This is a genomic window from Cytophaga sp. (assembly GCF_051961495.1).
Lineage (GTDB): Bacteria > Bacteroidota > Bacteroidia > Cytophagales > Cytophagaceae > Cytophaga.
This window is the reverse complement of the sequence record NZ_JBQCDF010000311.1, coordinates 1-15,769: the sequence shown is the minus strand read 5'-3', so window position 1 is coordinate 15,769 and position 15,769 is coordinate 1. Positions and strand designations below refer to the sequence as shown.

Annotated in this window: 15 protein-coding genes; all 15 read left to right on the top strand. The window is 34.6% G+C overall.

All coding sequences use genetic code 11. The features are described from left to right. Window positions 1-407, top strand: a 407-nt coding sequence (locus tag ACTHJT_RS17125; protein ID WP_440240472.1) for a hypothetical protein, incomplete at its 5' end; no start/stop codon positions are given. Between the two features lie 169 nt (window positions 408-576). Continuing rightward, window positions 577-1,272, top strand: a complete 696-nt coding sequence (locus tag ACTHJT_RS17120) for a polysaccharide biosynthesis/export family protein (RefSeq protein WP_440240470.1) — start codon at window positions 577-579, stop codon at window positions 1,270-1,272. A gap of 21 nt (window positions 1,273-1,293) precedes the next feature. Further along, entirely contained in the window at window positions 1,294-3,693 is a 2,400-nt protein-coding gene (locus ACTHJT_RS17115) for a GumC family protein (RefSeq protein ID WP_440240468.1), read from the top strand. Window positions 3,694-3,701: 8 nt separating this feature from the next. Then, window positions 3,702-4,553: an ABC transporter permease gene (locus tag ACTHJT_RS17110; protein ID WP_440240466.1), complete on the top strand. Its 852-nt coding sequence runs from the start codon at window positions 3,702-3,704 to the stop codon at window positions 4,551-4,553. Window positions 4,554-4,585: 32 nt separating this feature from the next. Next, window positions 4,586-5,551, top strand: coding sequence for an NAD-dependent epimerase/dehydratase family protein (locus tag ACTHJT_RS17105; protein WP_440240464.1), 966 nt, complete (start codon window positions 4,586-4,588; stop codon window positions 5,549-5,551). Window positions 5,552-5,603: 52 nt separating this feature from the next. Further along, complete coding sequence (locus ACTHJT_RS17100) at window positions 5,604-6,923, top strand: ABC transporter ATP-binding protein (RefSeq protein WP_440240462.1); 1,320 nt, start codon at window positions 5,604-5,606, stop codon at window positions 6,921-6,923. Next, window positions 6,907-7,566, top strand: coding sequence for a CatB-related O-acetyltransferase (locus ACTHJT_RS17095; RefSeq protein ID WP_440240460.1), 660 nt, complete (start codon window positions 6,907-6,909; stop codon window positions 7,564-7,566). The genes ACTHJT_RS17100 and ACTHJT_RS17095 overlap by 17 nt, the downstream gene beginning before the upstream one ends. Then, window positions 7,563-8,612: a glycosyltransferase family 4 protein gene (locus tag ACTHJT_RS17090; protein WP_440240458.1), complete on the top strand. Its 1,050-nt coding sequence runs from the start codon at window positions 7,563-7,565 to the stop codon at window positions 8,610-8,612. Before ACTHJT_RS17095 ends, ACTHJT_RS17090 begins: the two co-directional genes overlap by 4 nt. Beyond that, on the top strand, window positions 8,609-9,814 hold the full coding sequence (locus ACTHJT_RS17085) for a glycosyltransferase family 4 protein (protein ID WP_440240456.1): 1,206 nt from the start codon (window positions 8,609-8,611) through the stop codon (window positions 9,812-9,814). Before ACTHJT_RS17090 ends, ACTHJT_RS17085 begins: the two co-directional genes overlap by 4 nt. Continuing rightward, complete coding sequence (locus ACTHJT_RS17080) at window positions 9,795-11,036, top strand: glycosyltransferase (RefSeq protein ID WP_440240454.1); 1,242 nt, start codon at window positions 9,795-9,797, stop codon at window positions 11,034-11,036. Before ACTHJT_RS17085 ends, ACTHJT_RS17080 begins: the two co-directional genes overlap by 20 nt. A 12-nt stretch (window positions 11,037-11,048) precedes the next feature. Beyond that, window positions 11,049-11,810 (top strand): glycosyltransferase family 2 protein, encoded by a 762-nt coding sequence (locus tag ACTHJT_RS17075; RefSeq protein ID WP_440240452.1) that lies wholly within the window; start codon window positions 11,049-11,051, stop codon window positions 11,808-11,810. Window positions 11,811-11,865: 55 nt separating this feature from the next. After that, a complete protein-coding gene (locus ACTHJT_RS17070) occupies window positions 11,866-12,945 on the top strand; it encodes a glycosyltransferase (RefSeq protein WP_440240450.1) in 1,080 nt (359 codons plus the stop codon). Further along, window positions 12,942-13,934 (top strand): glycosyltransferase, encoded by a 993-nt coding sequence (locus ACTHJT_RS17065; protein ID WP_440240448.1) that lies wholly within the window; start codon window positions 12,942-12,944, stop codon window positions 13,932-13,934. The genes ACTHJT_RS17070 and ACTHJT_RS17065 overlap by 4 nt, the downstream gene beginning before the upstream one ends. Window positions 13,935-14,034: 100 nt before the next feature. Beyond that, on the top strand, window positions 14,035-15,309 hold the full coding sequence (locus tag ACTHJT_RS17060) for a protoporphyrinogen/coproporphyrinogen oxidase (protein WP_440240446.1): 1,275 nt from the start codon (window positions 14,035-14,037) through the stop codon (window positions 15,307-15,309). A 39-nt stretch (window positions 15,310-15,348) separates the two neighbouring features. Further along, window positions 15,349-15,769 (top strand): class I SAM-dependent methyltransferase (locus tag ACTHJT_RS17055; protein ID WP_440240444.1); only part of this gene is annotated, 421 nt, incomplete at its 3' end.

The following is a 15,769-nucleotide window of genomic DNA, read 5'->3' as shown; positions in this document are numbered from 1 at the left end:
AATTCAGCCTTCTTAAAATTATATTAAATGCATTAATATATCCTATAATGGGGATATTGGAGCTATTAGGCTATGATGCAGTGAAAAATGGAAATAATGTAAGCATTGTTCACGAAAAAGGCATACTTATATACCATGCCTGTCTGGGAATAGATATCATGATTGCTTATGTTTCTCTGATTTTGGGTTTTTCCGGGAAACAAAAATTAAAATATTTGTTAGTAGGTCTAGTCTTTATTCATATCCTGAATATTATCCGGATGATGTCTATCCTTTTAACAATCAAGGCAAACCCTTCTTTCATTCCAATAGCACATGATTTATTTAATTATATCGGGTATGCATCAATTATTGCATTGTTTTATTATTGGGTCACCAATTATAGCCATTTTTCCAGGAAAACCTGATTAATCCGCTCCTGTACTAAAATACGCAGTCAGTAGTAACTGTCAGAATTATAACTTAAATTAGAAATATTTTCAAATCAATAGTTGTATTTAATTAAGAATGTATCAGAATTATATACGTTTATTTAAAGCACTTTCATTTTTAATGCTCACGATGATGTGCTCATGTATGGGGTATAAAAAAACCTTATATTTTCAAGGTGAGGTACAAACAATAGCTCCACCAAATTTAAAGGAGACATACGTACTTAAAAAAAGAGATATCTTACAGATAAAAATTTCGAATCCCGATGCTGAAAGCCCGGAGGTTTTAACTCCAAATACCGAAGGCCAGATTATAGCTGAGAATGCATATTTTACAGACTATTATATCAACGACTCAGGTTATGTTGAGTTGCCAATGATAGGTAAATTAAAAATAGAAGGTTATACCTTGATGCAGGCAGATTCTGCCATTTCTTATAAAGCCAAAGAATATTTCAGTTATGCAACAGCGGAGGTAAGGTTTGCATCTTTTAAATTTTTAGCGCTGGGGGAATTTGAGACCCCTGGTCAGTATTATGTTTCAAATGAAACCTGTACGCTTTATGAAGCCATCGCAATAGCCGGAGATGTAGCAGACTATGCGAATACTGAAAAGGTACAATTGATCCGCACACTGGATGATGGTTCTAAAAAAGTGTATCATCTTAATCTGACAGATTATTCAGCATTTAATTCTGATACCTATTATATACAACCTAACGATATAATTTATATACAGCCTCAGAAAGCAAAAGTTGATAAGCAGAATGTAATTTATGTGTCTATAGGGATGTCAGCATTATTATTTCTTACAGTTGTCTTAGGTCGCCTGGGAGTTTAGCAGCTTTATTAGTTCATACAGATGGAGGAGTTAGAAGAAAAAGATATTATTGATTATAAAAAGTATTTAAGAATACTTTCAAAATTCTGGTATGTCGGATTGGTGATTTTAACAACAACGTTTTTTGTAGCGTATTTTAAAATACGCTATGCAACACCTATATACAAGGTTTCTACGACACTTCAATTAAAAGATAAATCATCTTATACATCCAATAGTAAGAATTTTCTGGAAGGAGCATCCATGTTTCAACCATATAAGAATCTTAAGAATGAAATTGAGTTGATAAAATCATACAATAGAATTCAGCTTGTAATGAAGGAGCTTGATTTTATGTGGGAATACCAAATCAAAGGAAGTATTCGCAATATTGACATATATAAGAAAAAACCATTTGAAATTGTAACAGATTCCGGATTTGTAGTTACAAACGTCCCTGTTACAATTAAAATACTTAGTGAAGAATCTGTTTTAATTACTGCCGCTGTTCCTTCAGTGCCTCTATATGATCCAATTTCTGATAAGTATATTGATTCTGTTTCTCAACCAATGGTTGTTGAGCGTAAGGCTAAGTTTGGTGAGAATGTTGCATTTGGATTGTTTCAATTTAAAATAAATAAAACACAGCATTTTACTTCTGGTAACATTGACAATGAATTTATTGTGATCGCACGGGATTTGCATTATCTGACCAAGTTATACAAAAGCAAAATATCAATTTCTGAAAGTGAAAAATCATCCATTATAAATATATCTTCTTCAGGCGCCATTGTTGAACAGGAAGTAGATTTTCTGAATAAACTTTCCCAGGTATATATTAATAAAGAACTGGAAGAGAAAAATAGAATCGCTACCAATACCATAAGCTTTATTGATTCGCAGCTAAATATTATTTCAGACTCGCTAAAGAATACCGAAGGAAATATTCAGGCATTTAAAGAAAAAAATAAAATGTATGCCATTGGGCAGGAAGCGGAAGCTACTTACGTTCAGCTAGCAGACCTGGAAGCTAAAAAACTTGAGCTTGAAATTCAGTTGAGATACTATGAATATTTGAAAGAATATTTAAATGCTGATAAAGAAATTACAGACCTTGTTGCTCCGTCAACAATAAATATTTCTGAAGGTGTTTTAAATACATTAGTTACGGAACTGATTGCTTTGTATCAGCAAAAAAACACACTGAAATATTCAAACAGCGAAAAAAGTCCGCAGTACCAGACAACACTCATCCGCATTAAGGCAACGAAAGAGGCCTTGCTGGAAACAACAAGTAATCTTGTTAAAACCTCCAGGTCAACAATCGGCGATTTAAATCAACGCATCAGTAAGCTGGAAATGGAAATGACAAAGATTCCTTCAAAAGAACGGAACCTGATCAATATAGAACGTCAACATACAATCAATGATAATATCTATAATTATCTGTTGCAGAAAAAGGCCGAGGCAAGTATTGCACGGGCCTCTAATTTATCAGATGCATTTGTAGTAGAAAGTCCGCGGGAAGATGAGTTTGTGCAGATCGCCCCGGTAACACAAAAAATATATATGAACCATTTATTGATAGGTTTTGCGATTAGTATTTTACTGGTTATCGTATATGGCAGGTTAGATAAAAAGGTTCATAACAAAGAAGAAATAGAAAGCCTGACAGGAGTTTCAGTGCTTGGAACGATTCCGTTTTCGATGGACCTGGATGATAAAAAAGTGCATTCAGGACATGGAAGAATAACAGAAAGTTTTAGGTCCATTCGCACAAACCTTCAATTTTTGTTGCAAGGTAAAAAGACATTTATGATTGGCTTAACGTCCTGCATTAGTGGAGATGGTAAATCTTTTTGTTCTGAAAATCTGGCAAGGGCATACGCCATCAGCGGCAAAAAAACATTACTGATCAAAGGCGATTTAAGAAAGGAGATCAATCCGCAAGACCATTTAGTAACGGAAAATTATGTTGGATTAAGCGAGTCTTTGATTGGAGCTGCTTCGTTAGAACAAATTATTCATCAAGTACCTGATATAAATAATCTATCCATTATACTTCCGGGGCCTGTACCTCCAAATGCTTCAGAATTATTTGCGAGCGCTCAAATGGAAGAGTTTTTAGAAACTGTGAAAAAGCTCTTTGATGTTGTCGTATTAGATTCTCCGCCAATAGGTTTGGTGTCAGATTATATTTCTGTCTTAAAATATGTGGATGTGAATTTATATGTAGTGAGATATGAATACACGCCTAAAGATGCATTAGAGGCAATTAAAACAATTAAATTACGACAAGATGTAAATGCTTCACATACAATTTTATTTAACGGTATTAAAGGCAGAATGGTCGGCCCTTATTCTTATTATGGATATGGGCAAACTAAAATAAGTGAGCCGAAGTGGTGGAAGAGAATATTCAATTTTGCGCAAAGTAAATGATATCCCAAATGAGAACAGAAGAAGATTGGGATATTATAATTGAGCCCAAAAACAATTTATTCAATCTGCAATTGCAAGAGCTTAACAGATATAGGGACTTGATTTTTATGTTTATTAAGCGGGATTTCGTTTCAATATATAAACAAACAATTTTAGGTCCTTTGTGGTTTGTTATTCAACCTTTGATTACAACCGCCACATATATGGTTGTATTTGGTAAAATAGCAAACTTATCGACAGATGGTAATCCTCCGATACTATTTTATCTGAGTGGGATTTTATTCTGGAATTTCTTCTCTACTTCATTGTTAAAAACATCTGATACGTTTTCTGCAAATGCGGGAATATTCGGAAAAGTTTATTTTCCACGGTTAACTGTGCCGATTGCCAACGTTTGCACGGCCTTTATATCTTTTGTTATACAATTGGCTTTGTTTATTCTGGTGTATGTAATCGTATCATTGAATGGGTATCATTCCAATATAGGGCCTTCAATATTATTATTGCCGGTATTGATTTTAATTATCGCACTGTTTGCATTGGGTTCAGGAATCATCATATCAGCACTGACAACCAAATATCGTGATCTGAAATTTTTGGTTTCATTTGGAATGCAGCTTCTCATGTATGCTGCGCCGGTAGTATATCCGATCTCTTGTATTCAAGATACCCGGGTAGCCTTCCTTCTTAAATTAAATCCCATTACGCATGTAATAGAAACATTCAGATTTGCATTATTCGGCAATGGTTATTTAGATATATCAGGTTTGTTCTATTCTGCTACGGTTACTTTTGTTGTATTGCTGGTAGGAGTAGTGATATTTAATAAAATCGAAAAAAGTTTTATGGACACTATTTAAGTGTTTGTTCAAAATATTAAGAAGTTAACACAATGCCTAAAATTTTAATTACAGGTTCAGCTGGTTTTATAGGATTTCATTTAGCTGAAATTTTATGTAAGCAAAACTATGAGGTAGTAGGAATAGATACATTAAATAATTACTACGATGTTAATCTTAAAATAGACCGGTTACATGAATTAAAAAAATATAAGAATTTTAAATTCTATTCTTTAAGCATTTGTGATAAAGATGATATAGATGAGTTATTCAAAGAACATGCTTTTGAATATGTTGTTAATCTTGCTGCTCAAGCCGGAGTGCGCTATAGCATTGATAAGCCTTATAAATATATAGACAGCAACCTGATTGGTTTTATTAATGTACTGGAGGCTTGCAGGAAATTTCGAGTGAAGCATTTTATCTTCGCTTCCTCAAGTTCAATTTACGGCAATTCTGAAATACCATTTTCAGAAGATCAGCAAACCGACACTCCTTTGTCTTTATATGCAGCAACAAAGAAGGCAAATGAGCTTATGGCACATAGCTATGCGCATTTATATCAGATACCAATTACAGGGCTAAGATTCTTTACCGTTTACGGACCGTGGGGAAGACCTGATATGGCGTATTTTTCTTTTGCTAAAAAAATTATTGATGGGCAGCCCATTAAGATTTTTAATGAAGGGCATTTGATGCGGGATTTTACTTACATTGATGATATTGTAGAAGCAATAACAAAATTAATACCTCAACCTGTTGTTAATGCCAATCACTTTGAAGTATTTAATATTGGCAATAATAACCCTGTTAAACTCCTTGATTTTATTGAGCTGCTTGAAAATATTATCGGGCAAAAAGCGATCAAGGAATTTTTACCCATGCAGGATGGAGATGTCTTGTCAACATATGCAAATATCGATAAGCTATTCAACAAAATTAACTTCAAGCCGAGTACACCTTTAAATACTGGTTTAACCAGGTTTGTTGAATGGTATAAGAACTATTATAACTGTTAGTGACATTAAATTATATCATAAGTCCTGTGAGGTCTATCCCTTCATTTAGAGTATGAGTAGAACTGTTATTAAAATAGAAAATCTGTCAAAATATTATAGACTGGGAGAAATCAGTACTGGAACAATCAGTAATGATTTAAATCGTTGGTGGCAGATGAATATGCTTGGCAAGGAAGATCCATACGCTCAGATCGGGCAATTGAATGATAAGGCTGTAGAAGCAAAAAAAGGTGAACACATATATGCCCTTAAAGATATTAATCTGGAAATTTGCGAAGGTGATGTGCTGGGTGTCATAGGAAAGAATGGCGCAGGCAAAAGTAGTTTATTAAAAATTCTTTCAAGGATCACCAAACCCAGTAACGGCACTGTTAAATTGAAAGGGAGGCTGGCTTCACTTTTAGAAGTAGGGACAGGTTTTCACCCTGAAATGACAGGCAGGGAAAATATCTATATGAACGGTACCATCATGGGGATGCGTAAATGGGAGATAGATAAAAAACTGGATGAGATTGTTGAATTTTCCGGAATAGCAAAATATTTAGATACACCCACAAAAAGGTATTCAAGCGGAATGACGGTAAGGCTTGGGTTTGCCGTGGCTGCACATCTTGAACCTGAAATTCTGATTGTAGATGAAGTACTTGCTGTAGGTGATGCTGAATTTCAAAAAAAGGCAATAGGAAAAATGAAGCAGGTTTCAACGGAAAAAGGAAGAACCATACTTTTTGTAAGTCATAATATGACTGCTGTTGAAATGCTTTGTAATAAAGGAGCCATTCTCGAAAATGGGCATTTAGTAAACTACGGTGAAATAGGAAATGTTATTCAATCATATTTTGAAAAGATGGAAGCAATTCCTTCCCACGTAGAATTTTCTCTTCAGGATGCTCCGGGAAATAATTTTGGAAAATTATTAAGTGCTTCAATTAAGAATAAAAGCGGAGAAGTTGCGAACTCAATACCAATTGATGAGCCGGTATGTATTGAAATAGCTTATCAGGATAATCAAGCAATTGCAAGAAATACAGCAATCATACATGTAAAGGATAGTTATGGTAATACATTGTTTGCGAGTAATGAGTTTAATTCCATTGCCTGGGAGCAAAAAGCCAGCAATCAAATAACTGTAGCCACCTGTTTTATTCCACCAAACCTTTTAGCCGAAGGTACCTATTTTGTATTGATTGCATTAGGACATTATAATCCAAACATGCTGCACAGCAGAAATGAAAATATACTTTCGTTTAAAGTGGTTGAAACTTATTCAGGAAAAACTGTACGAAAGCATACAACCGGAAACTGGCCCGGCTTAATAAGACCTTTTTTAAATTGGGATATTTATTCGCAGAACCATGAAGCCGATAAATAAAATTTTAAATAAGCTTATTCAAATTTTAACAAAATTAAAGTCAGTTGAAAATAATACTGATACTATAACCCATATACATAAGCCTGTCTTTTCAACAGAATTCAATGAGTTGAGCCAATATGAAATCGGTAGATGGACATATGGAAAGCCAGAGGTTCTCGATTGGAACGATGGTACGAAATTGATTATAGGTAAATTCTGCTCAATTGCATTAGATGTTAAGATTTTTTTGGGCGGCGAACATTATTATGAATATGTAAGTTCATATCCGTTTAATAAATTGTTTTTGAAAGATCTTCAGAATGCACATAAAGATCAAAAAACTAAAGGAGATGTTATTATTGGAAATGATGTCTGGATTGGCAGGGGAGCCTATATTATGGGTGGTGTCAGCATTGGTAATGGAGCCGTGATTGGTGCTGCTGCCGTTGTGACAAAGGATGTACCGCCTTATGCAATTGTTGCGGGTAACCCGGCTAAAATTATAAAATACAGGTTTGATGCAGATACAATCCGCAGGCTTCAGGATTTGGCATGGTGGAATTGGGATGATGAAAAAATTAAAAATAATATTTCAATGTTAATGAGTCGGCCTGAATATTTTTTTGAAACTGAAGATCGGACTAAAACAAAAAGCAATTGAAAATTTGTGCTCTGACATCAGGAATAACAATACCTTCAGCACAATATAGAGTACGTCAGTATATTCCATATTTGCAGAATAAAGGAGTGCTTGTAACAGAGAAAAAACCTTTATGGAATAAATTTGATGTGCCATCAGAACCTTACCGCAAAGTTTTAAAACTTATACATAGCGATAATCCCAGAACATGGAATCGATTAAAATTATTAGATAGGTATAGAGCGGTACTTGCATCAAATTTTTATTCAATCACATGGATACAGAAAGTGTTGATTCCATATCATTTTACATTGGAATTAAAATCATCCAGGCCTATTGTATTTGATTTGGACGATGCAATCTGGTTAGACGAAGGCGCTGGTTTTACAGATAAAATTGTAACTGGTGCAGATTGCGTATTCGCCGGAAATAATTATCTGGCTGACTGGGTAAGCAAGTATAATCAGAATGTTAAAATTATTCCAACTGCAGTAGATACTAAAATTTATTTTCCTGAGACCAATACGAATAAAAATAGATTTGTCATTGGCTGGATAGGGACTTCCGGTAATTATAAATACCTGCTAAATATTATAAATGCATTAAAGGTATTCTTTGATAAAAGAAAAGATGCAGTGTTGAAAATAATTGCTGATCGTTATCCGGTTGAATTGGAACAAATAAGCGGGAATATCGAATTTGTACCATGGCACCCTATGGGGCATGTGCAGGCAATGCGCGATTTTTCCGTTGGAATCATGCCCATGCAAAATGATGAATGGACGAAAGGGAAATGCAGCTTTAAAATGCTTCAATATATGGCTATGGGTTTGCCTGTACTGGTAAGCCCCTTTGGAATGAATAAAGAAATTCTTGGCCAGGGTGATATAGGCTTAGGTCCTGTGTCAGATAACGATTGGTATGATGCAATAGAGGATGTTTATTTGAATACAAACACCTATGCGGTAAAAGGTATAAATGGATATACTGTTATAGAAAATAATTATTCAACAGAAACTGTTTCAAACGAAATCGCTTCGCAGTTTAAAAGATTGATACAAACATGAAAATCTTATTTTCTATAGCAGGACTTGAATTTGGCGGGAGTGAGGTTTTTATGCTTCGTATTACGAAGATGCTTGCTCAGCAGCATGAGATCATTTTACTGAATACGCGACCTGATGTTGTTAATGAAAAATTATTACAAACGGCTTTAGACCGTAAAGTCAGATTAATAAATACTCCATCTGATATCCTTTCGAAATTGATTCCTTTTTTTAAAAAACTCAATTCGAGATATGCAATCGCATATAAAATAGATAAGCTTTTTTTGAAAGTTATATTGAAGTATTTTAAAATAGATATTTTATGTTCATTCAAATATGAGTCAGATGTTTTTATTTGCTCTGCGCTTGAGACATACAATATTCCTATTGTTATTTCCACCAGAGGTTGTTATTCATTGATGCATCAGTATCTTTCAGGAAATCCTGAATCATATGAGTATTTTAATACCCAGACAAGAAAGGCATTTTTACGTGCAAATGGTTTGGTCTGGTTAACTCAGAAAAATATAGACATTCTAAAAACGTTACACGCAACTGTTCCTGATCTGAATATTCAAATTTATAACGGATATCAATCAGCAGGTATTTTAGAAAAACAAGTGTCAAGAGATTCCTTAGGCATAGCAGAAGATGCTGTTGTGTTTGGAATGGTTGCAAGAGGCATAGAGGAAAAAGGATGGAAAGTTGCAATTGAAGGTTTTGTTGAAAATCAAAAAGAGAATTCGAAAGAATTGCATTTAATATTGGTTGGTGACGGAGAATTTATTGCTGAATTGAAAAAACAATATGCTTCTGATAAGTTTATTCACTTTGTTGGAAAAGCTGAAAACGTAGTTCAATACATCACATTGTTTGATGTTGCAGTATTGCCAACATGGTTTGCAGGAGAAAGTATCCCTAATTCTGTTGTAGAATATTTATACTGTAATAAACCTGTAATAGCTACTAATTGGGTTGAAATTCCGGCGATGCTCAGTACAGCAACAGATATCGCAGGTTTTGTTGTTTCTATTACCCGGGAAGGATTGCCTAACCAGAAAGAATTCACTGAATGCATGAAAATGTATATTCAGGATAAGACTTTAATTGAGAAGCATTCAAAGCTTGCCATGCAGGCGTTTGAAAAATTTTCAATGGAATTATGCGCTGAAAAATATCTTCGTTTTTTTCAAAATGTTAAAGATGAATATTCTTCATATTAATACATTCTCAACAGGAGGTGCAGCAAATGCTGCGTTGAATCTGCACAAGGGGTTGATTGAAAAAGGCGTGAACTCATCCTTCTTATATTTTTTGGGCCCGGAAATCAATATTCCCCGGTGTTATAGAGTAAGCATATCTTTTGATTTTTTTACAAGGATCTTATTTAAATTTAAACTAAAAAAGCATTTTTGGGAAAAAGAATCGAAAATAAACCAATATAAAAAATTTAAGGATCATTCATATACACTAAACTATTCAGATTTCGATTTGTTAAAATCCGGACAGCGAGATATGATCCTGAACGCAGATATTATTCATTTGCATTGGATAAATTATACGTTGGATTTTAATGGCATATCCGGCTTCAAGAATAAAAAACTTGTTTGGACATTACATGATATGAATCCATTTACAGGAGGCTGTCATTACGCGTATGATTGCGAAGGCTATAAACATACATGTAATGATTGTCCGCAACTGTTGCCTCCATTAAGTAAATCGCTTGCACAAAAAGAATTGCAGGATAAAAAGGGTAGCATTAAAAATAAAGAGTTGACTATTGTTGCCTTGAATCAATGGATGTATGAATTGTCAGTATCAAGTTTTCTTTTTAAGAGATTCAAACATGTGATAATACCAAACAGTATTGATACATCTGTTTTCAAGTACCTGAATCGATCTGCCGGGAATAATGAAAATTTTAAAAAGGTTCCGGCAATTAAATATGGCTATGTAGCCACCTATCATTCAGCGTTAAAAGGAAATGATATTTTTTTAGGTTTAGTGAATTTTTTTAAAGAAGATTCAACTATTGAATTTGTTTATATCGGGAAAGAGTTTGATGAAAAAAGTTTTAATTTAAAATACAATGGAAATTTGAATTCAAATGAAACGCTTGCAGAATTTTATAATTCCATTGATTTTTTATTGGTTCCTTCCCGTGGTGATAACATGCCAAATGTGATTATTGAAGCATTATGTTGTGGTGTTCCTGTTATTTGTTCAGATGTCGGAGGAATTCCTGAATTGATATCGAATGAAAATGGAATCATAATGAAAGATATGCAGATTAAATCCTGGGCTCATATTATAAAAAAGACGTTGGAATATAACCTCTTTAACAGAAGTGCTATTTCCGAAACGGCGATAGGTAAATATAGTCAAAGCATACAATCGGACTTGATGATTCAGTTGTATAAGAATCTGGTTGAAAACAATTAATCAGGCAGTAAAATGGAAGATACTTTACATAAATTTAAAATAAGTGTATTAACGCCATCCTATAACTCTGCCGGTTTTATTGAGAGAGCTATTGCCAGTGTCATTCAGCAGGATTACAACACATATGAGCATATAATAGTTGACGGAGGATCATCAGATGGAACGATTGAGATACTGAAAAAATATCCAACCGTCCATTGGGTCTCTGAAAAGGATTCAGGTCAGTCAGATGCCATGAATAAGGCTTTTGAGAAGGCCACCGGTGATATTATAGTATATCTTAATGCTGACGATTATTTCTTGCCCGGAGCTTTTAATAACGCTGTATATGCTTTTATAAAAAATCCTGAGGCGGATATAATAATCGGAAATATAATTATCGAAAAAAAAACTATACAAACGATTCATAGTCCATCTGTCAAATTGAATAAAATTTTAAAATATTGGGATTTTGTATTTCCACTGAACCCTGTTGGATATTTCTATAAACGTTCCTTGCAGGTTCAACTTGGGAAATTCCCTGTGTCAAACCATTATTCAATGGATTATTGGTTTTTACTGAGGGTATACAAAAAATATAAAATAGTTAAAATTGAAAAAACATTGGGCGTTTTTCTAATGCATGACGAAAATAAATCAAGCAATAGCCCTGTTTATGAAAATTTAAAAAAAGTTGTTTTTGATTATTTTAAAGAAACAAAGGATATACGTCACTTTCCGGAATTTATGATAAGTTATCTGTCTTTTGTAACGAAACAAATATTGAAAAAGTAATATGAGGATAGGCTTTGTATCATCACTGTATTAAGTTTCGTGAGGGAGCGAGGACTTGTGGGTAAGAACCGCAGCGCTGGCTCTTGAGAATAACCATGAAGTATATATATCTATATATAAGTGGGAGACAGTTCACGAATCAATTTTAGCTTTAAAGAAGAAAGGTGCGACGCTTCTGCTACGTCCGAATGAATTGGCATCTTCAGCTTCATTCAGTAAAAAAGCATATTTCAAATTGAATAGAATTTTCAGAAAGGAGTCTTTCAAAAAAATACTGGACTTTGAATTGGATGTTTTGTTAATCAGTCAGGGAGGGACCTATGATTTCACCTGGAATAAAGACTTTAGAAAATTTTTGTATACCTGTAATGTCAACAGGATGTATTTAGTTAACCAGTTTAATAATGAGCATGAAATTTTGCCCTATTCTGATATAATACATGCTAAAAGTATTTTTGAAAAAATGACGCGTGTATTTTTCGTTTCTCAACGAAATAAAAATGTGGCTGAAAGACAGATCGCCTGTAATATTCAAAATGCTCAGATTATTTCAAATCCAATAAAAGTAACGTATGGTAAAATTCCATATATACATTCTTCAAAACTCAGCATGGCAATTGTTGGCCGGCTGGACGCAAACGTTAAAGGTCATGATCTCTTAATTCAGGCGCTTTCCAGCCGTTCATTAAGTGATATGGATTGGGAGCTTAATGTATATGGGGAAGGTCCTGACGAAGGTTATTTGAAAGAGCTGGTGCATTTTTATAAGCTGACTGATAAAATTCATTTCAAGGGCTTTGAAAAAGACGTTAGAAAAATATGGGAACTAAATCATATACTGGTTTTAACTTCGTTTGCTGAAGGTACTCCACTTAGTTTGTTGGAAGCAATGGCATGCGGCAGAACTGCAGTAGTTACAGATGTAGGAGGATGTGGAGAATTTATTGAAGACGGAGTGAACGGTTTTTTGATTAAGGCCCCGACCGTAGATCTTATTAAAACGGCACTTGAAGAAATGTTTGCACGTAAATCTCATGTCGAATCCATGGGCGAGTTATGTTTAGCCAAAGTACAGGCTCTTATTAAGGATAAACCTGAACATACGTTGTATGATATTCTTATCAATAATATATGAAAGGTATTTCAGTTGTAGTATGTTGTTATAATAGTGCATCGAGAATAAAAGATACACTTGATCATCTTGCCAAGCAGGAATTGAATGGTATTAAGGCAGAAGTAATTGTAGTCAATAATAATTCTTCTGATGATACTGCAGCAATAGCCGCGTCCTGCTGGGTATCCTGGAATGCGGCAATTCCTATGAGAATCATTGATGAACCAACACCAGGCTTGTCATCAGCCCGTCATACAGGTATCAAAAATGCTGTATTTGATTATGTGGTTTTTTGCGATGATGACAACTGGCTTTCTGAGCAGTATTTATTGACAGCCTTTTTGATATTCGAGTCTGATAGTAAAATAGGCGCTCTTGGTGGAATGGGTATCCCTGTATATGAAATTGAACCACCGGCAACGGTCAGGAAACATGTGGCTCAATACGCGGTAGGTCCGCAAGCAGCAGCGAGTGGAGATGTGACCCTTAGTAAAGGATATTTATATGGTGCCGGAATAGCAATACGAAAGTCTGCGTATGAATATTTAATAAAAAAAGGTTTTAAATTTACTTTGACAGGCAGGATCGGGCAAACGCTGACATCCGGAGAAGATTTTGAACTGTGTCAGGCAATAATTTTAACGGGGTATACACTTTATTATGATTCAACATTAACCTTTAAACATTACCTTACCCGAAACAGGTTGAATGAAAATTATCTGTTTAGAATGAATAAAGGTTTTGGATATTCAATTGCATTTCTTTATCCATATATTTATTTGTCTGCAGATAAAGGAATAAAGGGGAAATCATATGGTTACATACTTTTGAAACAATTGTATCATACAGCAATGACAGCTTTTATGACAGGATTCGGGCTGCTTTCTTTTGAACAAAAACTAAAATGGGCGAATGATTTCAGCGCTTTAAAAAGTTTATTGGTCAATGCTGTAACCATCCAAAAATTATGCGGGAATTTACCATCTCAACCCTGGATTAAAAAAAGTTGAATGCAAAATGAACCTTCAATTAATGTCTCCGATATACTGTTTTGATTACTTGTTGTGGTTACGAAAGATTTGATTTATAAATTAAAATATTGAAAGCTGAATGAAAAATAAAAAAGTGGCAGTCATTGGTGCCGGTATCTCCGGAATTAGCATTGCTGCTATATTAAATGATCACTTTCAGGTAACAGTTGTTGAACAAAATCCCTATATCGGTGGATTGGTTCATTGCAGTCGCGAGGCTGGGTACTTGTATCATCGGGTAGGAGGGCATGTATTTAATAGTAAAAATAAGGAAGTATTAGATTGGTTCTGGAATAAATTCGACAGAGAAAAAGAATTTATCCAGGCAAAACGTAATGCTAAAATATTTTATCAGGGAAAATTTTTAGGTTATCCCATAGAAAATTTTTTGTATCAATTGGACGCCGGGCTTGTAGAGAAAATCATGTCTGAGCTGATTGCCATTCACGCTATTGAAGCAAAAGATCCGATGCTATATGAGCACTTCGAGGCATTTCTGCTCGGTACGTTTGGAGATACGTTATATGAAATGTATTTCAAGCCTTACAATAATAAAATCTGGAAAACAGATCTGAAAACAGTTTCTATGCAGTGGCTGGAAGGAAAACTGCCCATGCCAAAATTACTGGAGATTGTAACAAGTAACATCACTCGTCAGGAAGAAACAACAATGGTGCATTCAAGCTTCTTCTACCCTAAGAATGGCGGATCACAGTTTATTGCAGATCGCCTGGCTGAAGGATTAAACATCCAATGTAATACAACTATTGAAAATATTATTACTGGCGCTGAAGGTGTGCGTATCAATGGAGAATTATTTGACTACGTTGTATACACAGGTGATGTAAGAAAACTTCCGGAACTTTTAAGAAATGATACCGGTAGTAAGTATCAGAATAATTCAAAAATTTCCAACCTCCGGTCAAATGGTACGTCCAGTGTGTTATGCAGCTGTGATACCAATGATCTTTCCTGGTTATACATTCCGGAACCAACTTTCAAAGCACATAGAATTATCTATACCGGTAACTTTAGCATCAATAACAACGCTCAGGCAGAGGGGCGTAGCTCATGTACCGTCGAATTCTCCGGTATTTGTTCCCAGGAAGACATGTTGGCAGAATTAAAACATCTTCCCGGAAATCTGGAAGCTATTGCATTCAACCAGGAGCCTAACTCCTATGTTATTCAGGATAGAGAAACGCGTACATGTATACTGGAATACAAGGAGTATCTTTCTTCCTTGGGAATACATCTTTTAGGCCGTTTTGGTGAATGGGAATATTATAACATGGATAAAGCCATGGAAGCTGCCTTTGACTTGAAAAAAAGAATAACCCAAAATACTAATTAAAACATCTGGAAAGTTATCCAGCTATAATCAAGACAGATCATGAGTAAAAAAGAAATTCCACCGCTGCTTAATGAAATAATTCAGAATGGAAAATTAATTGGTAAAAGCGGAAGCGAGCGTGAAATTATTGGCGGGTCAACAAATAATAATTTATTGACTATTCAAGGGATAATGGATCGTGAAAGACCTGAATATACCCTTGAAATAGGCATGGCATATGGCATTTCAGCAATGCTGTTTGCCATGAAGCATAAGGAATTGAACAATAATATACAGCAACACTATTCAATAGATCCTTTTCAAATATCGCATTGGGATAGCTGCGGATTGCTGTTGTTGGAAAAAAGTGAACTACTAAAATATGTTAATTACTTCGAAGCTTTTTCTGCCATCCAGCTTCCTAAATGGGTAGAAAGTAAATTGAAGTTTGACTTAATCTATATTGATGGCTCGCATCTTT